The 24,896-nt window shown below is 36.0% G+C and carries 18 protein-coding genes, 4 tRNA genes and 2 pseudogenes; 20 read left to right on the forward strand and 4 right to left on the reverse strand.

Annotation, left to right across the window (positions count from 1 at the left end):
- Positions 1-154 precede the first annotated feature (154 nt).
- The 4 genes and pseudogenes from HF196_RS05875 to HF196_RS02605 all read left to right on the forward strand — a co-directional run.
- Positions 155-279, forward strand: a pseudogene (locus HF196_RS05875) (Rpn family recombination-promoting nuclease/putative transposase); the annotation flags it as partial.
- Between the two features lie 11 nt (positions 280-290).
- The gene (hemB, locus tag HF196_RS02595) at positions 291-1,298 is read left to right on the forward strand and encodes a porphobilinogen synthase (RefSeq protein ID WP_168455688.1); all 1,008 of its coding nucleotides are present in this window, start codon (positions 291-293) and stop codon (positions 1,296-1,298) included.
- Between the two features lie 696 nt (positions 1,299-1,994).
- A pseudogene (locus tag HF196_RS02600) lies at positions 1,995-2,736 on the forward strand (IS5 family transposase).
- A gap of 137 nt (positions 2,737-2,873) precedes the next feature.
- Positions 2,874-3,326, forward strand: coding sequence for a hypothetical protein (locus tag HF196_RS02605; RefSeq protein ID WP_168455689.1), 453 nt, complete (start codon positions 2,874-2,876; stop codon positions 3,324-3,326).
- 4 nt (positions 3,327-3,330) lie between these two features.
- Here the strand turns inward: HF196_RS02605 and HF196_RS02610 are convergent, their stop codons facing one another.
- Complete coding sequence (locus HF196_RS02610; RefSeq protein WP_168455690.1) at positions 3,331-5,319, reverse strand: WD0745 family porin; 1,989 nt, start codon at positions 5,317-5,319, stop codon at positions 3,331-3,333.
- Between the two features lie 338 nt (positions 5,320-5,657).
- Between HF196_RS02610 and HF196_RS02615 the strand changes: the two genes are divergently transcribed.
- Both HF196_RS02615 and HF196_RS02620 read left to right on the forward strand, forming a co-directional pair.
- Positions 5,658-6,908, forward strand: a complete 1,251-nt coding sequence (locus tag HF196_RS02615; protein ID WP_168455691.1) for a lipase family protein — start codon at positions 5,658-5,660, stop codon at positions 6,906-6,908.
- 144 nt (positions 6,909-7,052) lie between these two features.
- A tRNA-His gene (locus HF196_RS02620) sits at positions 7,053-7,128 on the forward strand.
- Positions 7,129-7,250: 122 nt separating this feature from the next.
- Here HF196_RS02620 and pth read toward each other — a convergent pair.
- The 3 genes from pth to HF196_RS02635 form a co-directional block, all read right to left on the reverse strand.
- Entirely contained in the window at positions 7,251-7,802 is a 552-nt protein-coding gene (pth, locus tag HF196_RS02625; protein ID WP_168455692.1) for an aminoacyl-tRNA hydrolase, read from the reverse strand.
- A complete protein-coding gene (locus HF196_RS02630) occupies positions 7,802-8,413 on the reverse strand; it encodes a 50S ribosomal protein L25/general stress protein Ctc (RefSeq protein ID WP_168455693.1) in 612 nt (203 codons plus the stop codon). Before HF196_RS02630 ends, pth begins: the two co-directional genes overlap by 1 nt.
- Positions 8,414-9,121: 708 nt before the next feature.
- On the reverse strand, positions 9,122-9,475 hold the full coding sequence (locus HF196_RS02635) for a hypothetical protein (RefSeq protein ID WP_246198603.1): 354 nt from the start codon (positions 9,473-9,475) through the stop codon (positions 9,122-9,124).
- A gap of 287 nt (positions 9,476-9,762) precedes the next feature.
- Here HF196_RS02635 and carA point away from each other — a divergent pair, with 287 nt between their 5' ends.
- The 14 genes from carA to HF196_RS02700 all read left to right on the forward strand — a co-directional run bounded on the left by carA (position 9,763) and on the right by HF196_RS02700 (position 24,887).
- Positions 9,763-10,938, forward strand: a complete 1,176-nt coding sequence (gene carA / locus HF196_RS02640; RefSeq protein WP_168455694.1) for a glutamine-hydrolyzing carbamoyl-phosphate synthase small subunit — start codon at positions 9,763-9,765, stop codon at positions 10,936-10,938.
- Positions 10,939-11,044: 106 nt separating this feature from the next.
- Positions 11,045-11,127: transfer RNA gene (locus HF196_RS02645), tRNA-Tyr, on the forward strand.
- A gap of 4 nt (positions 11,128-11,131) precedes the next feature.
- A tRNA-Gly gene (locus tag HF196_RS02650) sits at positions 11,132-11,203 on the forward strand.
- A 78-nt stretch (positions 11,204-11,281) separates the two neighbouring features.
- On the forward strand, positions 11,282-12,457 hold the full coding sequence (gene tuf / locus HF196_RS02655) for an elongation factor Tu (protein WP_168455695.1): 1,176 nt from the start codon (positions 11,282-11,284) through the stop codon (positions 12,455-12,457).
- Between the two features lie 14 nt (positions 12,458-12,471).
- Positions 12,472-12,544, forward strand: a tRNA-Trp gene (locus HF196_RS02660).
- A gap of 19 nt (positions 12,545-12,563) precedes the next feature.
- Positions 12,564-12,764 carry a preprotein translocase subunit SecE gene (gene secE, locus HF196_RS02665; RefSeq protein WP_246198605.1) on the forward strand — a complete coding sequence of 67 codons (201 nt, stop codon included), beginning with the start codon at positions 12,564-12,566 and terminating at the stop codon, positions 12,762-12,764.
- Entirely contained in the window at positions 12,748-13,587 is an 840-nt protein-coding gene (gene nusG / locus HF196_RS02670) for a transcription termination/antitermination protein NusG (protein WP_168456270.1), read from the forward strand. Before secE ends, nusG begins: the two co-directional genes overlap by 17 nt.
- Before the next feature lie 2 nt (positions 13,588-13,589).
- A complete protein-coding gene (locus tag HF196_RS02675; RefSeq protein ID WP_168455697.1) occupies positions 13,590-14,030 on the forward strand; it encodes a 50S ribosomal protein L11 in 441 nt (146 codons plus the stop codon).
- Between the two features lie 5 nt (positions 14,031-14,035).
- Complete coding sequence (gene rplA / locus HF196_RS02680) at positions 14,036-14,689, forward strand: 50S ribosomal protein L1 (protein WP_168455698.1); 654 nt, start codon at positions 14,036-14,038, stop codon at positions 14,687-14,689.
- Positions 14,690-14,700: 11 nt separating this feature from the next.
- Complete coding sequence (gene rplJ / locus HF196_RS02685; RefSeq protein ID WP_168455699.1) at positions 14,701-15,219, forward strand: 50S ribosomal protein L10; 519 nt, start codon at positions 14,701-14,703, stop codon at positions 15,217-15,219.
- A 25-nt stretch (positions 15,220-15,244) separates the two neighbouring features.
- Complete coding sequence (gene rplL / locus HF196_RS02690) at positions 15,245-15,646, forward strand: 50S ribosomal protein L7/L12 (RefSeq protein ID WP_168455700.1); 402 nt, start codon at positions 15,245-15,247, stop codon at positions 15,644-15,646.
- Between the two features lie 65 nt (positions 15,647-15,711).
- Entirely contained in the window at positions 15,712-24,234 is an 8,523-nt protein-coding gene (locus HF196_RS02695; RefSeq protein ID WP_168455701.1) for a DNA-directed RNA polymerase subunit beta/beta', read from the forward strand.
- Between the two features lie 126 nt (positions 24,235-24,360).
- Positions 24,361-24,495, forward strand: a complete 135-nt coding sequence (locus HF196_RS06000) for a hypothetical protein (protein ID WP_256359384.1) — start codon at positions 24,361-24,363, stop codon at positions 24,493-24,495.
- A 26-nt stretch (positions 24,496-24,521) separates the two neighbouring features.
- Positions 24,522-24,887, forward strand: coding sequence for a transposase (locus HF196_RS02700; protein ID WP_168455702.1), 366 nt, complete (start codon positions 24,522-24,524; stop codon positions 24,885-24,887).
- Positions 24,888-24,896: the final 9 nt, after the last annotated feature.

Consider the following 24,896-nt stretch of genomic DNA (forward strand, 5'->3'; position numbering starts at 1 on the left):
TGTATAACTGTTTGAGTATTTCAATATATTTCCATCTGGAAGCCAGTGCATAGCACACAGTCATGCACATCAAGTTTAAAGTTGTAAGTCGAAATAAAATTGGATATTTGTGAGGAGTGGTGTATAATTATCAATATTTTTAAGCGCTATAGTTGTGGCTTTTCCTAAGTTTTCCGATCCCAAAAATAACGTCACCTTTCACTATATCTTTGGTACTAAAAAAATAAAGATATTTTTATTCACTTTCTCAATGATATCTTGGGTTTTATCAACAAGAATCAAACAAAGGCATGACGTTTAATTTTCCAAGCACACGTTTAAGACGTAGGCGCTCAAGTGTGTGGGTGCGCAATTTAACGAGTGAAAGCATTTTATCAATAAATGATTTGATTTTGCCTCTTTTTGTTCATGACAGAAGAGAAACAACAGAACCAATTCCTGGTTTACCTGATATAAAATGTTACTCAATAGATGGATTGGTTTCCATAGCTCAGGAAGCTGAAAATTTAGGAATTAATGCTATTGCAGTTTTCCCTGTAGTTGACAGTAAATTAAAATCCGAGAATGCTGAAGAAGCATACAACCCAAACAATTTAATCTGCAGGACAATTCGTGCCGTAAAATCAAAGGTGCCTAATATTGGTATTATCGCGGACGTTGCACTGGATCCATACACTACTCACGGTCATGATGGCATTTTAAAAAGCAATCAGATAGACGTGGAAAACGATGAAACTATCTCAGTGTTGCTAAAGCAAGCACTTATTTTAGCAAAAGCAGGATGTAATATGGTTGCTCCTTCTGATATGATGGATGGTAGAATAGGAAAAATAAGAAGGACATTGGATGATAATGACCTTCAGGATGTGTCAATATTGTCTTATGCAGTAAAATATTGCTCCAGTTTCTATGCACCATTTAGGCAAGTTGTTGGTTCATGTGCGTCATCAAATTCTATCGATAAAAGTGGTTATCAAATGGACTGTAGAAACGCAAGAGAGGCCATTTGCGAAATTAACATGGATATAAACGAAGGTGCAGATTTCATTATGATAAAGCCCGGAATGCCATACTTAGATGTAATTAAAACAGCAAGTAATAAGTTTAATTTTCCGATTTTTGCTTACCAAGTAAGCGGTGAGTACGCAATGATAAAGGCCGCAACAAACAATGGCTGGCTGGATTATGACAAAGTAATTTATGAGTCTTTAATTGGCTTTAAACGCGCAGGTGCGAGTGCAATATTTACCTATGCAGCGCTTGATGTTGCAAAAAATCTGATGGCACAAAGATCTTGACGGGCTTTGTATTCATCATGATAAATTTAGTAGACTTTTTGCACAACAATTTTCAGCGTCGCGGTGAAAAACAAAAAACCACTTGACAATCCCCAAAAGTCAGCTTATCATATGATCGAAGCTATTTATTTAGTTTCAATCTGTGCAGATTAAACGACGAAAGTATCACGGTTGGCGTCTTATGTTTAATTTTTTGCACTATGTGCACCTCATGTCTTTATTAATTTCACCTAGACTTCTAGGTTTTTCCCTATACAAGCTGAAACGCGCTTATAAGTCGTTCAAGACAGTATAGTACGTCAAATAGAACAAGGGAGAATTTGAATACTAGCTGCTCTGGGTTTCTTTTGCCTTTTTTTTCTGCTTAGTAAATTTCTTAACGTTTAAAATTAGATCAGTTGCAGCTTAAAAGCAGCTAGATTAGACATTAAGAATAAAAAAACGCCAATTTATAAGGTTAATATAAATAATTAGCCACCGATCGGGGCTTCTTTTGCCTTTTTTCTCATTTGGTAAATTTCTTAATATTTATAGCTAAAGCAATTCGAAAGCGTTGAGAATACCAGTATCTAAAAATAAATCTCAGAAGTTATGCAGTCAGTCTAGGCTCTGTGAAGAAAATTTCATCATGAAAAAATAAGGAAAAATGTAGTAAGAACTGGTAGTTTAACTTAGCTAGAATAGAGAAACTACCGAATGGAATATTATATAAAAGAAGGAAATTGGAAACAAATTTTTGGCTTTTTGAAAAGCATGAAAGGAATACACAGCAAGAATGAAGAGAAATTGAGAATGTTTGTGGAAGCAGTAGGTACATGGCCAAAAGTGGCTGCCAGTGGAGGCTTTTACCTAAAGTATATGGCAATTACAGAAGTATACACAGGTGATTTAAAAAGTGGTGTGAAAAGAAAATTTGGGAAAAGTTGTTTAAATATACACAGGAGCCAGATTTGGAAGTGCACATAATTGACGGAACAATCGTGAGAGCTCATGCCTGTTCTGCTGGATATAAGAAAAACTCTGCGAATCAAGAAGCTTTAGGACGCAGCAAAGGTGGCTTCACAACAAAGATTCATGCTACTGTTGATGCACTTGGTAATCCACTGACTCACACCAGGTCAGAGGAACGAAATTACACAAGCTGAAACGCTGACTAAAAACTTCGTTAACTCCATTGTAGTAGCTGAATAAGGGCTATGACAGCAATGCTTTTGTAGCCAGCCTTGAGAACAGAAAGTGTAAAGCTGTGATTCCACCAAAGAGGAATCGAAAGGTGCAGAGAAACTACGACAAACATCTTTATAAAGAGCGGCATTTGATTGAATGCTTCTTTGGAAAAATCAAGAACTTTAGACGGATTTTTTCTCGATTCGACAAGACTGCTGAGGTTTTTATGGGTTTTTTAAACTTCGTTGGCTCTCTCATATGGCTTCTCTAAAATTTTGTTCATAGAGCCTAGTTTTACGGAATTTAAAAGATTATCATAAGACTCCATATGAAGCGCAAGAAAAAGCTAGAGAAATAAAAGAGCAACTTGAGAAAAAATACAACATCAAAACTCTTCCGAAGAAATTATTGAATACTGCACACGATATAGGTTCTGGTCTAAAAAAAGGAATATCTGCTTTTGGAAAATACATGGATCCAGCAAGTAGAACTCGTGAATTATTAACAATTATAATAACAACCACTGTAGTTGCAATGGCAGCATTTGCATTTTTTCAGGGACAGATTGGAGTTGGAGCAGCAGTTTCTATGATAGCTATTGCTGGAGTCATATGCCTTACTTTAACTTTAGGATTTAACGGCATTAAGAAGCTTTTTGGAGATTCAACTGACAAAGTGAAGAACTTTGTTGACAATGATCAACGGAATTTAGGAAATGATTCTACAGACCTGGCAGCGAAAGAACAGCAAAGCCAATCGAAAGATACAGAGAGTCCAAACAGTAAAATGGATAATGTTCGTACAACTAGGCAGCACTGCCTAGAAAAGAATACACACCACGACTGTGGTATGTATTCTTAGCTAATTAGAAAGAAAACTTTACGCCAGTTAGAAAGAGTATTCCTTGGTTAGAAGGTGCTACCTCTTCATTTTTACTGCCTGCTTTTGGAATCTTATAACTATCAGCTTGCTTTTCATCAGTCATAAAGTAATGAAGGGATACATAAGGAACAAATTTGCTCTTACTATAAACAGGAGAGAGTGCATATTGAACACCAAGTGCAAAATCATGAAGCTTATCTCCATCACTCATTTTACTACCAAAGTATGTTAAACTCGTGTAGAAGCTCTCATATTGATAGCCAGCACCTGCAGTCCAATACATAGTATTTTTATCATCTCCTACAAACTGATCTTTTAAGCCTGTAATTCTTACATAATCTGGATTATCCGTACCCCCATCAACTTTTTCCTTAATTTGCTCGTACTTACTACCGTATAACTGCTTAATATCTTTCGGCTGGCCAGATTTGCCTAAATATGCAAAAGAAGCTGCAAGTTTTACACCTTGATCTTCATCAATCTTATAGTCAGTGCTTACACCCAAGTTAACACCCATCAGGTCATTGTACTCAACAAATTCCCGATAAAGATGCTTATCTTTATTTGGTTCTTTTGCTTTACCATACTCACCAACCACAGCAGCTTTAACTCTGATATTATGTTTGTTAAAGTCATATTCATATGATGCACCAGCACTTACTATGTGTTCATAATCTGGACCGACATGCTTTAATATTTCCTGATATTTTACCTTATTTTCATCTTTAGGATCTTTGACAGGAACTATTTCTTTTACAATGGACAAACTACTATCATAACGAGGTGAGTAGCTGACACTAAACCTTGCACCCATATAATTTGGTGAGTAGTAAGCAACTCTAAACGGCAGTGTAGTCATAACTTCTTTATGGTATTTCCCTGCCATGCGGAAAGAGAGCCTTTCACTTTCACTTGAGAAACTTTCAGTGTAAAGGCGCGGTGTTACGTAAAATGGAAAGCTTGCAGCACTTCCTTCTAAGTTTACTTTTCTAAACCAGTCACTATCTGCAGCTCCGTCAACAGTTGCAATTCTCGTTGCATCAAGCCTCATCAGAGCTTCAGGACCAAATTGATAACCAAGTTTCAAGTCACCGTATTTTGAGTTTAAAAATACGTGCGCACTTCTGCCTCTTGCCGCATTCACACCTTGTGAAGCCCCTTTACCCTCAGTAACTGGAACATGAAATTGTACGTCAGCACCATAAAGAAGACCTAAATCTTCATTTTTATTTTCAGCTCTTAAGTGCAATATTGCATCTGCAATCATACCCATGTTTTCGCTATAATCACCGATATTTCCTATTCCTCCTGGAAATATCGGATTTGCTCCTTTAATTTTATCCTCAGTGGCATGATAATAATCTGCAGATTTGCCTGGCATAACGCTATAGCGTTCATACTCATTGCTACTCGGTCCTGCTTTACCATAGCTTTGAGCATCAACGACACCACCGAAAGTTATTCTCAAACCACTCTTCCCTTGGTTAGTATCGATAATATCAACGCCACCAACTGAAACAACAGTGCTTGCCTTGCTTTTTTCCTCTGTATGTTGATTAGCAACTTTTACTTTTGTGACTTTGGCTTCAGCTTTAACCTTTTTAGCTTTCGAACTTTTTAAATCACAATCCTTAGCTTTAGTTTTTGTTTTTTTCTCATGTGCTGGCTTTGCTTCCTCTTTCCTCTTCTTTCTCTTCTCGGCTAGCTCCTCTTTCTTTTTCTCGGCTGTTAGTTCCAGCTCCTTTTTTTTCTTAAGCTCTTCAGCTTTTTTCCTTGGATCAGCATTACATATCCTGTCCATTTTCTCTTTCAGTCTTTTGTTTGATGTTTTCATAACTTCCATTTTTTCAGAAGTTGGTGTACTCTCTTGCTTTTTTATACCTTCGTTAGAAAAGTCAGCAGCAAAGCTACTGAAAGAACATAAAGTTAACAAAGAAGCTAGAGCAGTTCTAGTATAGGTAGATTTTTTCATGAAGTGCCCCCAAAAAATTTCAAAATCATTATCTTAAATGTAAAATAGTACAAAAGTGTTGAACATTCAACTTAAAGCAACCTTATAGCTAAAACAAAAGCAAAATGCAATACCTCAAGAGCAACTTTTTTAATATGCCTAACATATATGTTAACTAAAACTTAGCGCAGAGGTCTTACTTATCTATATGTAAATAACTTCGTTACTTAATTTTTATGGAAGTGAAATTTTTCTGTGGCCAAGTGATATAATACTTTCTTGTTAAAAAATTAATTATTGACAATGGCATTAACCTGTAGTATACTCTGAGTAATAATTTGCAATATATTGAGGTATTTATGGATTTTAGCTTCTTGCGCAATTGGTTTGGTACTACAGACACCAGTGTAAGCAGTGTAAGTTTAAAGCCGAATGATATTAAGCAGTCAAGCTCTCCCTTAATAGATAGTAATAAATATAGTATAAACAATGTAGAAGAAGATGATGAGTTTGAAATCATTGAAGACTATGAATTTATAAATCCTCGTGATCCAAATGAAATACATTCCTTACCTGATCAGACAAGCGAAAGTATTGTAGAAATTGCAGGGTTTAGTAAAGAGAAGCTGTTGGAGATGTGTGCTTTCTCTAAGATGACCTATGGTAATAATGATCCGATATTATCTGACAGAGGTTATAAAACTAAAGCTGATTTTATTGAAGAAGGTTACAATATTATTCCATTTTATTACAGCGGTGGAAAATGCGCTGGTTTTGTTTTTGCAAAAGATAGGGAGGTAACTATAGCCTATCGTGGTACTCAAGGCTTTAACGATGTGATAACCGATGTAAACGCATTTTTTACTACCTCAGAACTTTTACCTGAAGGCGGAAGAATTCACCGTGGCTTTTACAATGCATTTACAGATTCATGGCCTAGTCTTTATGGTATCTTAAGATCTTATGCTGAAAAGCAAAGATCAGAAATTAAAGATTTTAAGATTAACCTCACAGGCCACAGTATGGGAGGAGCTGTTGCTAAAATAGCAGCTTTATGTTTCAACAAAACAGAAGAGGCTGAAGACCTTCATGTTGCAACTTTTGGTGATCCAAGAGTCTTTGATCTTACTGCTAGTGAAACTTATAATGATGCTCTTCAAGAAAAAACTATTAGGGTAACTCAGCATAGACAAGATCCAGTGCCAGCAGTAGCACCTGGTTCATTTGGTTATGCTCATGTAGGTGCACAATTGAGAGTATCAGCACCGGAAGAATATGCTGTTCATAAAATAGACGGTTACCATGAAGCTATTAAAGCAATGGATAAAAATGATTTTCAATCGAACAACAGCGTGTCTCTTTTTTACTACCCTTCGAGAATGCTAAGCAAAATTAACTGTACGGTTCTAGGTAATGCTCAATATTATGCTGCTAACTTAGTAGGATATGCTTTCGGTCAATCAAACTTTTTTGAAGAAGTAAAAAGTGAGTATGAAAATTCTTCTCAAGCTAAACGGGGAGGAGGAAGTGAATTTAAAAATTCTTCTCAGATTAAGCAAGTAAATGTTCAACCACATAAGGATGATTTATCTGTTTCAATGGGTGGTTAACTTACTGCACTCACATTTAGATATTTTGTAAAAAAAATCCTTGAGCAATAGTATGGAGAGTTATGCTGCTTAAATAGTCAATTGACTTTTTTTTGCTGATATGTTAAAAGTTTTACAGTTTTTGCACTTGTGTGCAGAAATTTGGCGGGCGTAGCTCAGTTGGTAGAGCGTCAGTTTGTGGTACTGAATGTCGCCAGTTCGATCCTGGTCGCTCGCCCCAATAAATTTTTACTTTACAAAGTAAGCATTGAGTATACTTTTGTATGTTTGTTTAGAAGTTATTCGAAAACGTACTCTAGTTTTTTAGGTGGCTTCCAAATTATACAAGACGATTTTGTAAAATTAATGCACAATTGAGCTGATGAAAGCTGTGTTATCTTCTTGAAGCATTAAGTGTATGTTTTTTGCGACTTTTTCTACTAGAGGGGTGATATTGTCCAAGTTTGAAAGCTTAGATAATACATAATCCGCTAGATCTCTTTGGTCATTAGGTCTGCCTATTCCGAATCTTAGGCGCCAATAATCGTTACCAATAAAACTGTCTATAGACTTAAGTCCATTATGTCCAGCAGAGCTGCCACCCTTCTTTATTTTTATTCTTCCAAGTTCTAGATCAGCATCATCATGTATAACAATGATGTTATCTAATGAAAGTTTGTAAAAGTTTCGTATTTTTGCAACGGGAATGCCTGAGTTATTCATAAATGAATAAGGCTTTAACAATATAGTTTTATTTTCATTAATCATACCAGAGGTTATCAGGTAATCAGCTTTTTTAGAGAACGGCTGAAAATTCCAACACTTGCAAATTGCATCAACAATGATAAAGCCAATATTGTGATAAGTTATCTCATATTGGCTACCTGGATTGCCAAGCCCAATTATCAAATGCACTATTCCTCTGTTTCTGCTTGAGGCTCTTCAACGTCACTATCGGCAGCAGAAATTGTAACAACAGTGAAGTTTTCTTCCTCGTGTGCTGCAAGCTTAACTCCTTCTGGCAGTTTTACATCATTTATGTGTATAGACTGGCCAATCATTTTACCAGATAAATCGACTTCTATAGCCTGAGGTATTTTATCAGGAGAACATTTAACAGTAATGGAGCGACATAAAATGTTAAGCACTCCACCTAGCTTGATTCCCGGAGATTTACTTTCATTTATGAATGATAAAGGTATATCTATTTTGATTTCACTGCCTTTATCAACAAATTGAAAATCAACATGTTGTACAGTATCCTTCACCACATGCCATTGAATATCGCGAACAAGAGCATATTCTTTTTTACCTGAAATGTTCAATTCTATCACATGTGCAGCAAGGGAACCCAATTTATATTGTTTCGTGAATTCCTTTGAGAACAACGTTAAATTTACATTATCATGTCCTTTACCATATATAACTGCAGGTATATATCCTTTCTTTCTCAGAGAATACATCGCTTTTGTTTTTGTTACATCACGTAATTCTGCATTAATTGTTACCATTTCTTGTTGCGCCATCGGTTGCTCCTACTCAACTAATCTTTTTAATATAACTTAGTATATAACATAAAAATATTTATTTCAAACTTCATTACTCGTATTACGTGTAGAAGATTTATTAAGGTACACGTGTTGCGTGTGAAAATATTGTTTAATTAATATAGCCTATTAATGATAAAACAAGATAGTTAAGCAAAGAGCATAACAATTTAATCATTGGGAATATAAAATTATAATATATTAATTAACTAGAGGGTAAAAATGTCAACAAATTGATTTCATGATTTTTTCGGTTCTAATGAATCGGTGATAGAACTATTAAAAAACTTCAACAGATGGATGCTGAACAACTTCGAAAGCATTTAATGCGCTAAAAGAATTGGAAAAAGGTCAAATGCTAATCAAATACAAATTGCATTCAGCAGATGAGAAGCGTTGATGGCAAATCAGAAGATCGATGCTGAAAGGATAATGGCAACGGTTTCAAGAAAAATGTCAGTGATTGTATATAAAATTTCTCTCTAAAATTTTTTCCATTAAGTTACCCCAAAACTGCAAAAAATAGTGCTTTTGTTTTCATTTTATTTTGACAAAAAAAATTTGAAATATGTCCTTAAAAAGGCTCTTAAGCTAACGCCATTTGTGAACAGTTATTGCATAATTAACCTATGGTAATTAAGAGAAACACAAACTTGATTGACGTACCAAAATAAATATAAAAGCAGGCTACACTTGGCAACTTTGCGGCAGAAAAAGCTTCTTAACATTACTGATAATAAAGTCTGTTATATTATTAGCTACTTCATCAAACTTGTCGTTTACGCTTTTACCGATTTCTTCAAAACACCCGTATAGAACTAAAGCAGTTACAGCTGCACATGCTGCAGTTACACCTGTTTTTGCGATGGTAATGAGTGATAGCCCACCCACAAGTATGGACACTAATCCAATAGCTAGATTTAGGATTTTACTTTGTATTACTTGTTGCATTGTTAGTTCTTGATCAGCTGATTTGCCTTTAAAAACATTCGACATTGTTTTTAAAGCAATTTTTACCGCTATTGCTGCAACTGAAACCATAGTTAGCCCTATAGCTATTTTTGCCAAGAAAAATAGAAGGTAACATCATTTGACAAGTAACTTACTGCTTACTGATTTAGATTGATTTTCATCATTAAACATTATACCCCCTTTCTGCTTATTAAGAATTTATTTATACATGCAATACAAAAGTAGTCAAGGTATGTTTTATATGAATAGAGTGTGTTAAAAGTTTTTTCATGTTATTCTTTAATTGGTTCGTTTAAAATTTTAGAAAGAGTTGTACGTATTGTTTGGAACCTTTATAGTCAATTAGAGGGAATTGAGTGCAGGATGCAGTTTTAGTTTTACAAGATGGCAAATGCTTTTCAGGAAAGTCGATAGGTAAGAAAGGAAAGTGCATAGGTGAGATTTGTTTCACCACTAGTATGACTGGTTATCAGCATACTATAACAGACCCTTCTTTCGCTGATCAAATTATAATGTTCACTTTTCCTCACATTGGTAACATTGGAATAAATAACACGGATAATGAGGGAAAGAAAGTTTTTGCAAGTGGTGTGATTATGCGTGAACTTTCCCCTATGTCTCATCCTTCTTCATATGTTAGTTTAAATGATTGGTTAGGGAGAAATAACGTAGTTGGAATATCAGGGGTTGATACTAGAGCCTTGACTAGACACTTAAGAAGGTATGGGCATCAAAATGGAATGATATATTCACTGGCCCAATCTTCAGTATGTAACACCGAAACCTATACTGATAGCATTATTCACTCGATAAAAAAACTGTCGGATGAATTGAACAAATATAAACCCATAAACGGAATGGAGATAACTAATACAGTCAGCTTAAGCAATGATGTTAATATGTCTCTTATAACCCAAGCAGTCAATACTGAAGTCCAGACTGTTGGAAAATATAAAGTTATAATAGTTGATTTTGGCGTAAAGTCTAGCATAGCTTCACGCTTAATGGAACTTGGCTGCATAATTGAACTCATTAAGCCAGATAGAGGTTTCGCTCACAGGATATTAAGTATGTGTCCAGATGGCATAGTACTTTCAAATGGCCCTGGTGATCCGCAAGAAATAGGAAAAAGCGTGATTTTAGAAATAGATGTTATCGTAAAGTCTAAAATACCAATTCTCGGCATATGTATGGGTCATCAATTACTCGCGATCACTTTAGGGGCAAAAACTATTAAAATGGATGTTGGTCATCGAGGAAGTAACCATCCCGTTTATAATATAAATAGCGAGAAAGTTGAGATTACCAGCCAAAATCACGGTTTTGTTGTTGATCCATCTTTCCTACCAGAAAGTGTAGAGGTGACTCATATTTCTTTATTTGATAATAGTGTAGAGGGAATAATGATGAAGAACTACCCGGTCTTCTCTGTGCAATATCATCCGGAAGAAGCACCTGGTACACACGATTCACATTATTTGTTCAGGCACTTTGTTAGCAACATTGAGTTATATAAAGCAAAGTCCACATGATTTTAATTATATAGGGTTTTACTGCTTGATTTTTTAGTTTTAGGCATTTATTATTAAATATGGTAAAAGATTAAGTTAAGATACTGGCTTCTTAACAAATTTTTGTGGAGGAGTGACCGAGTGGTTAAAGGTAACAGACTGTAAATCTGTCCGCGAAAGCGTACGTAGGTTCGAATCCTACCTCCTCCATTGTGCGGGTATAGCTTAATTGGTAGAGCTCTAGCCTTCCAAGCTAGTGGAGTGGGTTCGAATCCCACTATCCGCTCTTTTTTTTGTTGTATTTTTATAAAATCAACATATTATTTATTGATGTATTTGTATTTTAGGTAGAAAAGTTTAAATTATGACGGCAGTAGTAGAAGCATTTGGGAAGCCTCATGTAAATGTGGGGACGATAGGACATGTGGATCATGGGAAGACGACGTTAACAGCGGCGATAACGCACTGTTATGCGAAGTGTAAAGTAAAATACGATGAAATAGATAAGGCACCTGAGGAGAAAAAAAGGGGGATAACGATAGCAACAGCACATGTTGAGTATGAAACAGCTAATAGGCATTATGCACATGTAGACTGTCCTGGGCACGCTGATTATGTAAAAAACATGATAGTAGGTGCAGCACAGATGGATGCAGCAATATTAGTAGTGTCAGGAGTTGATGGAGCAATGCCGCAAACAAGGGAACACATATTACTTGCAAAGCAAGTTGGTGTTGAGCATATTGTTGTGTATATAAATAAAGCTGATGTGGCTGATCCTGACATGATTGATTTGGTGGAGATGGAAGTGAGAGAATTGCTCAACAAGTATGAGTTTCCAGGTGATGATATTCCTGTGGTGGTTGGATCTGCATTAAAAGCGCTGGAGGGTGAAGATAGTGAATATGGAAAGCAGTCAATAGACAAATTGATGGAAAAGTTAGATGAATACGTGGCAGTTCCACCGAGATGTGTAGATTTACCATTTTTAATGCCAATTGAGGATGTATTTTCAATACCAGGGCGTGGGACAGTAGTGACAGGGAGAATAGAATGTGGAGAAGTAAAGCCTGGGGAAGAAATAGAGATAGTAGGTTTGAAGGCGACGCAAAAGACGATATGTACTGGTGTAGAAATGTTTAAGAAGTGCCTAGATAAGGGGAGTGCTGGATTAAATGTAGGGATATTGCTTAGAGGAACAAAGAGAGAAGAAGTGGAGAGGGGGCAAGTATTAGCGAAGCCAGGTACGATAACGCCACACAAGAAGTTTAAGGCGGAGGTGTACGTATTGAAGAAAGAAGAAGGAGGTAGGCACACACCATTTTTTGCAAATTATCAACCGCAATTTTATATCAGGACGACAGATGTAACGGGGAGTGTAAAGTTACTAGAAGGAAAGGAGATGGTAATGCCAGGAGATAATGTAAGTATAGAAGTGGAGTTACAGGCATTGATAGCGATGGATAAGGGGTTGCGTTTTGCAATAAGAGAAGGTGGCAAGACTGTTGGTTCTGGTGTCGTTTCTGAAATTTTGGAGTAGAAAGTTTTAGTCATAGGAGTGTAGCTCAATTGGTAGAGCGCTGGTCTCCAAAACCAGAGGTTGTAGGTTCAATTCCTATCGCTCCTGCATTAATGTTGTGGTAAAGATGTTAAAAAGTTTGAGTATCTTTTTTTGTGATATAAAGCAGGAAATAAGAAAGATTGTCTGGGCAAAAAAGCAAGAGGTGCTATCGTCTTTGCTTGTTGTAGTAATTGTTATACTGTGTTTTTCGGTTTTCTTTTGTTTTGTAGATTTTATATCTCTTTACGCCATTAAAGCTTTATTTGGAATTGTTTATGGAATATAAATGGTACATCATTAAAATTAATTACGGGCATGAACAACATGTACTTGAATTGGCAAGTAGTACTACTTATTTCAAGGAGGTATTTATTCCTTATCAAACGGTGTGTAATTCAAAATCTGGTATAAGGGAGCAGCCGTGCGAAGTGTACGTGTGCATGCATCTATGTGATGAGAGTAAAGGTATTTTAAATCAAGCATTGGAATTCTCTAATGGTGAACTTAGTGATTTTGAGGTGGTTTCAGATGATGAAGTAAGTGCAAAGCGTCGAGAATTCAATAAATACAAGTGGTATATTTTAAGGGTTGCTTCCAATTACGAAGAAAAAGTGTGTCAACACATATTGGAGAATTCTATGAGATTGGGAGTTAGTAATTATTTTAAGGAAGTTTTTATCCCATACGAAGAACCAAGTGAAGCGGAACTAAGGTCTAAAAAAGCTGCTATGCGGAGAAGGTGTTTTCCTGGTTATGTTTTTTTGTATGTAAATTTATGTGATGAAGTGTTAAACTTTGTCAATAATATACCAAAATCTCTGAAAGTCTATGGGTTCTTAAAAAATGGTAACGTTCCCAAGGTAATTTCTGATGATGAAATCACCTCAATGTGTAGCGCACTTTATAATGCTCAAGAGACAAAAAAATTAGGTCATGGTTATGAAAAAGGAGAAAAAGTGAAAATTAACGATGGTCTTTTTCAAAATTTTACTGGTAAAGTGGATATGATTAACGATGAGAAAAAAATTATTAATGTAGAGGTGTCAATTCTAGGTAAGCCAACAATAATAGAGTTAGATTTAGCTCAAGTAGAGAAAATAGAGGATTAATTATGAGTGTTGTAATTGCTAAGATTAACCTGTTAATGGAAGCGGGGAAAGCAGTGCCTGGGCCAAAGATTGCTTCAGTTCTTGGTCCACGTGGCATACCAGTTCCTAAGTTTTGCGAGGCCTTTAATAAAGTAACTAGCACAGCTAGTGCAAATTATAAAGTGGGAGATTTAGTAACAGTGCGAATCTCTATAAAGGATGATCGCTCTCATGATTTCACTGTCAGCGGCCCACCTGTTGCTTATTTGCTCAAGCAGGAAGCTAAATTGAGTAAAGGTTCTAATAATCCAGGTAAAGAATTAGTGGCTAAATTGCCTATGTCTGCTATAATTAAAACAGCAAAATATAAAATGGTTGACATGAAAGTGGATAATGAGGATTCAGCAATAAAGATGGTTATAGGCACTGCTAAATCTATGGGTATAGAAGTTATAGAAGGTTAGAAGTCATGAGTACGCATTACGATAATCCCAAACAATGTTTAGAAAAGATTGTTGAGTCTGCTTCAGCAAAATTTAACGAGTCAATTGATATCGCAGTTAATTTAGGTATAGACTCGCGTAAGTCTGAAGAGCAGGTACGTGGTACAGTAGTTTTACCTAAGGGTGTTGGAAAAGATATTAAAGTAGCTGTTTTTGCTCAGGGCAAACATCTATCAGAAGCTGAAAAAGCTGGTGCTGATATTATAGGAGGAGAGGATTTAGTTGAAGAGATAAAGAAGGGTAAAAAGCTAGATATTGATTGGTGTATTACCACTCCTGATTTCATGGCAAAAATCACTCCTATTGCGAAAGTATTGGGTGCTAAAGGATTGATGCCTAACCCTAAATTTGGTACTGTAACTCCTAATGTCGAAGAAGCTATTAGAACAATTAAGTCTGGTAAAGTAAAATTTAGGACAGATAAAAATGGTATCATTCACGGTAAATTAGGAAATATCAAGTTTAGCGTTGATGATTTACTAGAAAATTTGAAAGCTTTTCTTAAAGTCATTAAAAATAATAAACCTGTTTCTGTGAAGGGAGTATACTTTAAGAGTATCTTTTTAAATTCAACTATGGGTAAAGCTTATAAAATAAGCAAAGTGGAAGATATAGTTTAGGGAGTAATACAGTGAAGCGCGAAAATAAGGATGAGTTTATACAGAGCATAATAAATGTGTTCGTAAGTAATGATTTCTTAATATTGGTGAATTTTAAATCTATAAATGCTAACGATTCATTCGCTCTGAGGAATGGACTAAAGTCTGTAGCAGGTGGGATGTTGGTAGTTAAAAATACTCTAGCCCGTTTGGCTTTGGAAAGAACTGGTAAGTTTTCTTATCTGTCAGACAAGTTTTCTGGTCCAGTTGCTATTGTATACTCCAGTGGTATAGTGGAGGCTGCGAAACTGATAGTTGATTTCACTGATGCTAATAAAGAGAAGATGTCTGTAATTTGCGCAGCTCACTCAAATCAATTGCTTACAGTGGAAGATGTTAACAAATTAGCTAAGTTGCCTTCTCTGGATGAGCTGCATATTAAAATTATGCGTTTAATATCTTATAATATTCCTGCGCGATTAGCGTTATCTATTAACTCACCTTCCATGAGGCTTATTAGAGGATTGGATTATTATAGTTCTAAAAAATAAATTTGTTGGTAATTTAGGTAGTAGTATGAGTAATGTAACAAACGATTTGGTTGATAAAATATTATCTTTAAACTTATTAGAAGCTGCTGAACTTGTAAAAGTTCTAGAAGAGAAAATAGGATTACCTGCTGGTTCCTTTGTTGGTGGAGTTGTTGGTGCTGGTGTGCCTACTAGTGATAATACTGCAAGTCCGGCTGTTCAAGAAAAAACTGAATGCAAGGTTGTAATTAAAGAAATTGATGCAAGCAAAAAGATGGAAGTTATTAGAACAGTTAGGAAGGTTGATTCTACATTAGGTTTGAAAGAGGCAAAAGAGCTGGTTGAGTCCCTGCCTAAAGATTTAACTGCTAATATTCCCAGAGATGAAGCAGAAAAAATAAAGCAACAACTCATTGAAGCAGGAGCAACCAAAGTGGAACTCGAATAAGATACTTGTTTTTATATATCAGCTTCATATTGATGTAGCACTTTTAGTTAGTTTGGGGTATTTTGATGGTTGGTTCTTCTTGTATGCACGTTTCTAGTACTTTTCTTCCTAGGGTTTCTTATTCTAGGTCGATTGATTTAAAAGATTCTTTATTAGATCTAGTCAAGGTTCAAAAAGAGTCATATAAGTCATTTATTCCTGGAGGTCATGGTAATGAAAGACTTGAAGCTATTTTCCATTCGGTCTTTCCAGTAGATGATCCTCTGCATAGAGCCATTATTGAGTTTATAAGCTGTAGAATAGACAATCCTAAATATGATGAGTCTGAATGCATAAAACGTGGTATAACTTTTTCTGCTCGAGTTGTTGCTTTTATACGTCTTGTTGTTATGCAGGACGGTATTTCTCTCGATGAATATAAATTGATCAAAGAGAGTGGAGATCATTCTAAGCTTACAACTGTTATAAAATTCATAGAGGAACAGGAAGTCCACTTTTGTGAATTGCCGATGATGACTGATAAAGGTACTTTTATAATTAATGGTGTGGAAAAAGTTATCGTTTCACAAATGCATAGATCTCCTGGTGTGTTTTTCGACAGCGATAAGGGAAAAACTTACAACTCTGGTAAACTAATTTATTCTGCTAGAGTTATTCCTTATAGAGGATCTTGGCTTGATATTGAGTTTGATGTTAGAGACCTCTTGTATTTTCGTATTGACAGAAAAAGGAAACTACCAATCTCAGTTTTGTTAAAGGCATTAGGCCTGTCAAACAATGATATACTTGATAAGTTTTATGAAAAGATAAAGTATGTAAAATATAGAAATAGTTGGAAAGTACCTTTCATGCCTGACAGGTTTAAGGGAGTCAGGTTACCTTTTGATTTAACGGATGTTGAAGGCAATGTGTTACTTAAGGCTAATGTGCGTATTACCTCAAGGTTAGCTAAAAAGCTATACGAAGATGGCTTAAAAGAGTATCTAGTACCTTTTGATTCTATATGTGGTTTATTTCTTGCAGAAGATTTAATAGATAGTGTTAGTTCTACGAAAATTTTGTCTGCTGGTGAGCCTATAAAGGTGGAAGACGTAAAAAAGCTTGAGTTATTATCTATAGATGAGATATCAGCATTAAATATCGATAACCTATCTGTTGGGCCTTATATATTAAATACACTTTTTTTAGATGAAAACATGTCTTACCAGGATGCACTATATGAAATATATAGAGTCTTGCGTCCTGGTGAAGTTCCTGTTTTAGAGATAGTAGAGGAGTTTTTTCATAATCTTTTCTTTAACTCCGAGTATTATGACTTATCTAATATTGGTAGATTGAAGCTTAATTCATACCTTGGGTTAAACTACGATGAGGGTTTAACTGTTTTAACACATGAAGATATTATTGAAATTATAAGAAAAATAGTACTGTTACGTGACGGTCAAGGGTCTGTAGATGACATTGATCACTTAGGAAATAGAAGGGTGAGATCAGTTGGGGAGTTTATAGAAAATCAGTTTAGAGCTGGGTTAGTAAAATTGGAGCGTGTAATAATTGATTCCATGTCTACTTCTAGTTTAGACAAAGTTTCTCCATCTGATTTTGTTAATCCAAAAGTGTTAACTAATGTTTTGAGAGATTTTTTTAATTCTTCTCAGTTATCCCAGTTTATGGATCAGACTAATCCATTATCTGAGATAACACACAAAAGAAGGCTATCAGCCCTGGGTCCTGGAGGTTTAACAAGGGATCGTGCAGGGTTTGAAGTGCGTGATGTTCATCCAACTCATTATGGGCGAATTTGCCCAATTGAAACTCCTGAAGGGCAAAATATAGGGCTAATCAACAGTTTAGCTATATATGCACGTGTTAATAAATATGGTTTTATCGAAAGTCCTTATAGAAAAGTAGTTAACAGGGTCGTGACTGATCAAATTGAGTACCTATCTGCAATCGATGAGGGTTCATATTATATAGCTGATACCAGCGTCAAGCTTGATGAAAATAATCGTTTTGTCGATGACATGCTATATTGTAGATATGCTGGTAGTTTTGTCATGGTAAGCAGTGATCAAGTAAGTTACATTGACGTATCTCCTAAACAGGTAATATCAGTTGCAGCCTCCTTAATTCCATTTTTGGAAAATGATGATGCTAATAGAGCGTTAATGGGTTCAAACATGCAACGTCAGGCTGTACCTTTATTGAAACCTACTGCTCCTTTGGTTGCCACTGGCATGGAGTCTTTTGTGGCTTCTGGTTCTGGTGCTGTAGTTTTAGCAAAACGCGATGGCATAGTTGATAGTTCTGATAGTAATTCTATAGTTATACGTACTTTTGATGAAAAAAGGGTTAACTACCTGGGTGTAGACATTTATCATTTAAAAAAATTTCAACGTTCCAACCATAATACTTGCATTAACCAAAGACCATTAGTACGCGTAGGTGACTATGTTAAAGAGGGTGATGTAATAGCTGATGGTCCTGCTATCAATAGTGGTGAACTAGCACTTGGTAAAAATTTGTTGGTCGCTTTTATGTCTTGGCAGGGTTATAATTTTGAAGACTCTATTATTATTTCCAGTAAAGTTGTTGAAAGAGATCTATTTACTTCTATACATATAGAAGAATTTGAGTGTGTTGTACATGATACTCCCTTAGGATCAGAAAAAATAACTCGTGCTATACCTAGTGTTAATGAAGAAAATTTATATCATTTGGATGATAGTGGTATAGTAAAAATTGGTACAAGAGTAGGTCCAGGGTATATTCTTGTAGGTAAAGTTACACCTAAACCTTCTCTTTCCTTACCTCCTGAAACAAAATTGTTGATGACAATTTTTGGTGAAAAGTCATTTGATTGTGCAGATTCTTCTTTGTATACACCACCGGATGTTGAAGGAACAGTGGTTGATGTACGGGTCTTTACGCGTAGAGGGGTTGAGGAAAGCGAGAGGGCATTGCTTATTAAGCAGAAAGAAATGGAGGATTTAGAAAAAGAGCGAGATTATATAATCAATGTTACTAGTGAGTATTTTTATGATGAACTAAAAAAGCTTCTTGTTCATTCTTGCTCTCAAGGCCAGACCAAATTTGATGCTGTTGAGCGTGAGCAATGGTGGGGCATGGGATTAAAAGACCGCTCTATCTCTGAGCAAGTTAGGAGTCTAAAAAAAGATTTTGATGAAAAAATATCAAACACAGTAACACAATTTAAGCAAAAAGTAGAAAAACTAGATGAAGGTTATGATCTACCTCAAGGTGTGTCAATGTCAGTAAAAGTTTTCATTGCCGTAAAGCATAGTCTGCAGCCGGGGGATAAGATGGCTGGTAGACATGGAAACAAAGGAGTTATTTCCCGGGTTGTGCCAGTGGAAGATATGCCTTATTTGGAAGATGGTACTCCTGTTGACATAATCCTTAATCCTCTTGGTGTTCCGTCAAGGATGAATGTAGGACAAATACTAGAAACTCACGTAGGTTGGGCTTGCAAAAAGCTAGGAGAAAAAGTGGGTAGCATTCTTGATGAAATCAATAAAATTAAAAGTACTTTCTGTAAGGAAATTAGATCTCTGGACTGTGACAACTTTGCAAAATTCGCAGCAGTATATCTTGATAATAGAAAAGCTGAAGAAGTTAGTGATGATGAGATAGTGGCTTCTATTTTTAATATATCTAATCAGAAAGCACTAAATGCTGAGCTAAATGTGTTAGTGGGAAATTATTTAAACTCTTGTAAAAGTGCATATAATAATTTACGTAGCTTCCTTATTGAAGTTTATAGTTGTGGTAGTAACGTATCCATTTGCAATAACATCCGTGAAATTGATTATAGTAATTTGATTGAGTTTGCAAATAAGCTACGTGATGGTGTTCCTGTGGCTGCACCTGTATTTGAAGGTCCAAAAGATGAAAAAATAACAAAATTATTCGAGCTCGCTGATTTGGATAATTCTGGACAAACCGTATTGTATGATGGTTGTACTGGTGAAAAATTTGACCGTAAGGTTACGGTTGGTTATATGTACATGCTTAAGTTGCATCACCTAGTTGATGATAAAATTCACGCACGTTCAGTAGGGCCTTATAGTTTGGTTACTCAGCAGCCTCTTGGAGGAAAATCCCATTTTGGTGGTCAACGTTTTGGTGAAATGGAATGCTGGGCATTGCAAGCCTATGGTGCTGCTTATACCTTACAAGAAATGTTAACTGTGAAGTCTGACGATATTAATGGTAGGATTAAGATTTATGAGTCAATAATAAAAGGTGACAGTAATTTTGAGTGTGGGACCCCTGAGTCTTTTAATGTAATGATAAAAGAACTGCGTTCTCTATGTTTAAATGTAGCTTTAAAGCAAAATGATGTAGTTATTGAAGACATATCTCATACTAATATTGCACAATCTTTCGATAAGATTAGTATATCGGTTGCTAGCCCTGAGAGCATTAAGTCTATGTCTTATGGTGAGATAAAAGATGTTTCAACTGCAAACTACCGAACATTTAAAGTTGAAAAAGGCGGACTGTTTTGTCCTAAGGTTTTTGGTCCCGTTAATGACGATGAATGTTTGTGCGGAAAATACAAAAAGAGAAGGCATAGAGGTCGTATATGTGAAAAGTGTGGAGTGGAAGTCACATCTTCTAAAGTGAGAAGAGAGAGGATGGGTCATATAGAGCTTGCATCTCCTGTTGCTCACATATGGTTTTTGAAGTCACTTCCTTCAAGAATTGGAGCATTGCTAGATATGTCTCTAAGAGACATTGAGAATATTTTATATAGTGATAATTATGTTGTAATAGATCCTCTTGTTTCCTCTTTTGAAAAAGGTGAGATTATTAGTGAAAAAGCGTACAATGAAGCTAAAGATACTTATGGGGCTGATAGTTTTGTTGCTATGCAAGGTGTTGAAGCTATAAGGGAATTACTAACACGTCTTGATTTACATGAAATCAGAAAAAATCTAAGACAGGAGTTAGAATCTGTTGCTTCCGAAATAAGAAGAAAAAAGATTATAAAGAGGTTGCGTATTATTGAAAACTTCATTAAATCAGGTAATAAACCTGAATGGATGATACTTACAACAATACCTATTCTACCACCTGATTTGCGTCCTTTAGTGTCTCTCGAAAGCGGCCGTCCTGCGGTTTCTGATTTGAATCATCATTATAGGACTATTATCAATAGAAATAATAGGTTGAGAAAACTATTAAGTTTAAACCCTCCTGAAATTATGATTCGTAATGAAAAAAGGATGTTACAAGAAGCAGTTGACTCTCTTTTTGATAATAGCCGTCGTAATGCTCTGGCAAATAAAACTGGTGCTGTCGGATATAAAAAATCTATTAGCGATATGCTAAAAGGTAAACAAGGCCGTTTTCGCCAAAATCTGTTAGGAAAAAGGGTAGACTACTCTGGCCGTTCTGTAATAGTTGTTGGCCCAACTTTAAAGTTAAATCAATGTGGGTTACCGAAAAGAATGGCTCTTGAATTATTCAAGCCTTTTGTTTACTCAAAACTTAAGATGTATGGTATGGCTCCAACTATTAAATTTGCTAGTAAGCTGATAAGAGCAGAGAAACCAGAAGTTTGGGATATGTTGGAAGAGGTAATAAAAGAGCACCCTGTTTTGCTAAATAGAGCACCTACTCTACATAGGCTTGGTATTCAGGCTTTTGAACCAATCCTAATCGAAGGCAAAGCAATACAACTTCATCCACTTGTCTGTACAGCGTTTAATGCTGACTTTGATGGTGACCAAATGGCGGTGCATGTACCGATTTCATTAGAAGCTCAGCTCGAAGCCAGGGTGTTGATGATGTCAACTAATAACGTTCTAAGTCCCTCAAATGGCAGACCAATCATAGTTCCTAGTAAGGATATAATACTTGGTATATATTACCTGACTTTACAAGATCAGATTGATAAGGAAGATAATTTGCCACTTTTAGGTACTTTTGGTGAAGTCGAACATTCCTTGAGCGATGGCACTTTACATATTCATTCTAGTATAAGGTATAGGATGAAGTATAGTGATGATGGCGAAACCCGCTATAAAACTGTCTGTACAACTCCCGGCCGCTTAATGTTGTGGCAAATCTTTCCTAAACATGAAAATCTGAGCTTTGATTTTGTAAATCAGGTATTAACAGTCAAGGAAGTAACCAATGTAGTTGATTTAGTATATCGTAACTGTGGGCAAAGTGCTACAGTGGAATTTTGTGATAAGCTAATGGTACTTGGCTTTGAGTATGCCACGTTTTCTGGTACTTCTTTTAGCCGTTGTGATCTGGTTATACCTGAAACTAAAGCTACACATGTTGATCATGCAAGAGGTGAAATCAAGAAGTTCTCTATGCAGTATCAAGATGGGCTGATCACTAGGAGTGAAAGATATAATAAAGTTATAGATGAGTGGTCTAAGTGTACGGATATGATAGCCAATGATATGTTAAAAGCAATATCTGTGTATACTAAAAATAGTAAGTATAATTCAGTGTATATGATGGTTAACTCTGGCGCAAGGGGTTCCACTTCACAAATGAAACAGCTAGCTGGAATGAGAGGGCTCATGACTAAGCCTTCTGGTGAGATTATAGAAACGCCTATAATTTCTAACTTCCGTGAGGGATTAAACGTATTTGAGTACTTCAATTCTACTCATGGTGCACGTAAAGGTCTTGCTGATATTGCGCTTAAAACTGCAAATTCTGGATATTTAACCCGTCGTTTAGTTGATGTGTCTCAAAATTGCATAGTCACAAAACATGACTGTAACACTAAAAATGGTCTTGTTGTGAGAGCCACAGTTGAAGGAGGTACCATAGTTGCATCTTTAGAGAGTGTTGTGCTAGGCAGAACAGCTGCAAATGACATATATAATCCAGTAACAAAAGTACTATTAGTAAAAGCTGGAGAATTAATTGATGAAAGTAAGGTAAAGCAAATTAATATCGCAGGCCTTGACGCTGTAAAGATTAGATCACCGTTAACCTGTGAAATAAGTCCAGGTGTATGTGCTCTATGTTATGGAAGAGATCTTGCAACCGGCAGAGTTGTTTCAATAGGTGAAGCAGTCGGTGTAGTAGCTGCTCAATCTGTTGGAGAACCGGGTACTCAGTTAACGATGCGTACTTTCCACATAGGCGGAGTAATGACTAGAGGCGTTGAATCCTCGAATGTTATAGCTTCTATTAATGCTAAAATAAAGTTAAATAACAGTAATATAATTATAGACAAAAACGGGGATAAAATTGTAATAAGTCGTTCTTGTGAAGTTGTATTGATTGATAGTCTTGGTAGTGAAAAATTGAGACATAGTATACCTTATGGTGCAAAGCTTTATGTAGATGAAGGCCAGTCAGTAAAAATTGGTGATAAAGTTGCAGAATGGGACCCTTATACATTGCCTATCATTACAGAGAAGACAGGTACAGTATCTTATCAAGATCTGAAAGATGGGGTATCAATTGCTGAGGTTATGGACGAATCTACAGGAATATCAAGCAAAGTAGTAAAAGACTGGAAATTGCACTCCGGTGGAGCTAATTTACGTCCTCGGATAGTGCTACTTGATGATAAGGGTGAAGTGATGACACTCGCAAGTGGTGTTGAGGCATGTTATTTTATACCAATTGGTGCGGTACTCAATGTACAAGATGGTCAGAAGGTTCATGCAGGTGACATCATTACAAGAACACCAAGGGAATCGGTCAAAACTCGTGATATTACTGGTGGTTTACCAAGAGTTATAGAGTTGTTTGAGGCGCGGCGTCCTAGAGAACATGCCATTGTTAGTGAAGTTGATGGTTACGTGTCATTTTCTGAGAAAGACAGGAGAGGAAAGCGTAGCATATTAGTTAAGCCTATTGCTGGAGAAGTCTCTCCAGTCGAATACTTGGTACCAAGAAGCAAGCATGTAATAGTCAATGAGGGTGATTTTGTGCGTAAGGGTGATCTGTTGATGGATGGTGACCCTGATCTTCATGATATTTTACGTGTACTTGGGCTAGAAGCTTTAGCACACTACATGATTTCTGAAATACAGCAAGTTTACAGGTTGCAGGGGGTGCGTATAGACAACAAGCATTTAGAGGTGATATTAAAACAAATGTTGCAAAAAGTAGAAATTACTGATCCTGGTGATACTATGTACTTGGTAGGGGAAAACATTGATAGGTTGGAAGTTGATAAAGAAAATGATGCTATGAATAATTCTGGCAAACGACCTGCTAAGTATCTTTCTATTTTGCAGGGAATCACAAGAGCGAGCCTTGAAACCAACTCCTTTATTTCTGCTGCTTCTTTCCAAGAGACAACAAAAGTGCTGACAGAAGCAGCATTCTGTGGAAAAGAAGATTCTTTGAGTGGGTTAAAAGAAAACGTTATAGTAGGAAGATTAATTCCTGCTGGTACAGGTTTGATTATGAGCAAGGTTAGAGCACTTTCACTTTGTAATAATATAGATAAATATGAAGAATATTTTGATATTGAAACTTATGACGAGAAACTGTTAAGGGATAATAGTTGTCACTTACATTCTGGTGAGAGAGAAAGTGTAGTAGTATCACATTATGATCAGCCAAGTTAGAATATAACTGGCAAGAGCAGCCGTTTTACAGTGCCTGTGTTTGTCTAGGTACTACGTATGGTGTTTTAGCATAGGGCAAGCATTATAAAATGGGTATCCATTCAGAGGCATATTGAAGTAAAAGTGGTGTCATTCCAGCGCTTGACATTGGAATCTACAATCCTGTCATTTCAGCGCTTGACGCTGGGATCCTGTTACAATGTTGAACAAAATATCTTGGAGTTTAAGAACATGTCTTCAAATTATGTAGGAAGCATTTAAGAAGTATGGTATAAGATATATTTAAAATGTACTCAAGCGATATAAGTGACAAAGAATGGAAGATAATAGAACCTTATTGTGAACCTAAAAAGACCGGCAGACCAAGAAAACATAATATTAGAACAATTATTGACACAATCCGCTATGTAATGAGAACAGGATGTCAATGGAGACAATTACCTAAAGATTTTCCTCTATGGAAAACTGTGTATAGCTGTAATTCACGTTTAAGAAAAAGTGGAATATGGCAAAAAATTCACGACTTTCTAGTGAAAAAAGTAAGAGAGATGATTGGTAAGAATGAAACTCTATCAGTAGGTATAATTGATAGCCAATCAGTAAAAACTACTCAAAAAGGGGATCAAGAGGATACGATGCTGGCAAAAAAATAAAGGGTAGAA

It is taken from the genome of Wolbachia endosymbiont of Ctenocephalides felis wCfeJ, assembly GCF_012277315.1.
Taxonomy (GTDB): Bacteria; Pseudomonadota; Alphaproteobacteria; order Rickettsiales; family Anaplasmataceae; genus Wolbachia.

What these genes read in the sequence shown, in the direction of transcription:
- tuf (WP_168455695.1), top strand. Translation starts at nt 11,282, where the DNA reads ATGACGGCAGTAGTAGAAGCATTTGGGAAGCCTCATGTAAATGTGGGG.
- secE (WP_246198605.1), top strand. Translation starts at nt 12,564, where the DNA reads ATGTTAAAAAGTTTGAGTATCTTTTTTTGTGATATAAAGCAGGAAATA.
- rplA (WP_168455698.1), top strand. Translation starts at nt 14,036, where the DNA reads ATGAGTACGCATTACGATAATCCCAAACAATGTTTAGAAAAGATTGTT.
- HF196_RS02610 (WP_168455690.1), bottom strand. Translation starts at nt 5,319, where the DNA reads ATGAAAAAATCTACCTATACTAGAACTGCTCTAGCTTCTTTGTTAACT.
- HF196_RS02675 (WP_168455697.1), top strand. Translation starts at nt 13,590, where the DNA reads ATGAGTGTTGTAATTGCTAAGATTAACCTGTTAATGGAAGCGGGGAAA.
- rplL (WP_168455700.1), top strand. Translation starts at nt 15,245, where the DNA reads ATGAGTAATGTAACAAACGATTTGGTTGATAAAATATTATCTTTAAAC.
- HF196_RS02635 (WP_246198603.1), bottom strand. Translation starts at nt 9,475, where the DNA reads ATGGTTTCAGTTGCAGCAATAGCGGTAAAAATTGCTTTAAAAACAATG.
- HF196_RS02615 (WP_168455691.1), top strand. Translation starts at nt 5,658, where the DNA reads ATGGATTTTAGCTTCTTGCGCAATTGGTTTGGTACTACAGACACCAGT.
- hemB (WP_168455688.1), top strand. Translation starts at nt 291, where the DNA reads ATGACGTTTAATTTTCCAAGCACACGTTTAAGACGTAGGCGCTCAAGT.
- HF196_RS02630 (WP_168455693.1), bottom strand. Translation starts at nt 8,413, where the DNA reads ATGGCGCAACAAGAAATGGTAACAATTAATGCAGAATTACGTGATGTA.
- HF196_RS02700 (WP_168455702.1), top strand. Translation starts at nt 24,522, where the DNA reads ATGTACTCAAGCGATATAAGTGACAAAGAATGGAAGATAATAGAACCT.
- HF196_RS02695 (WP_168455701.1), top strand. Translation starts at nt 15,712, where the DNA reads ATGGTTGGTTCTTCTTGTATGCACGTTTCTAGTACTTTTCTTCCTAGG.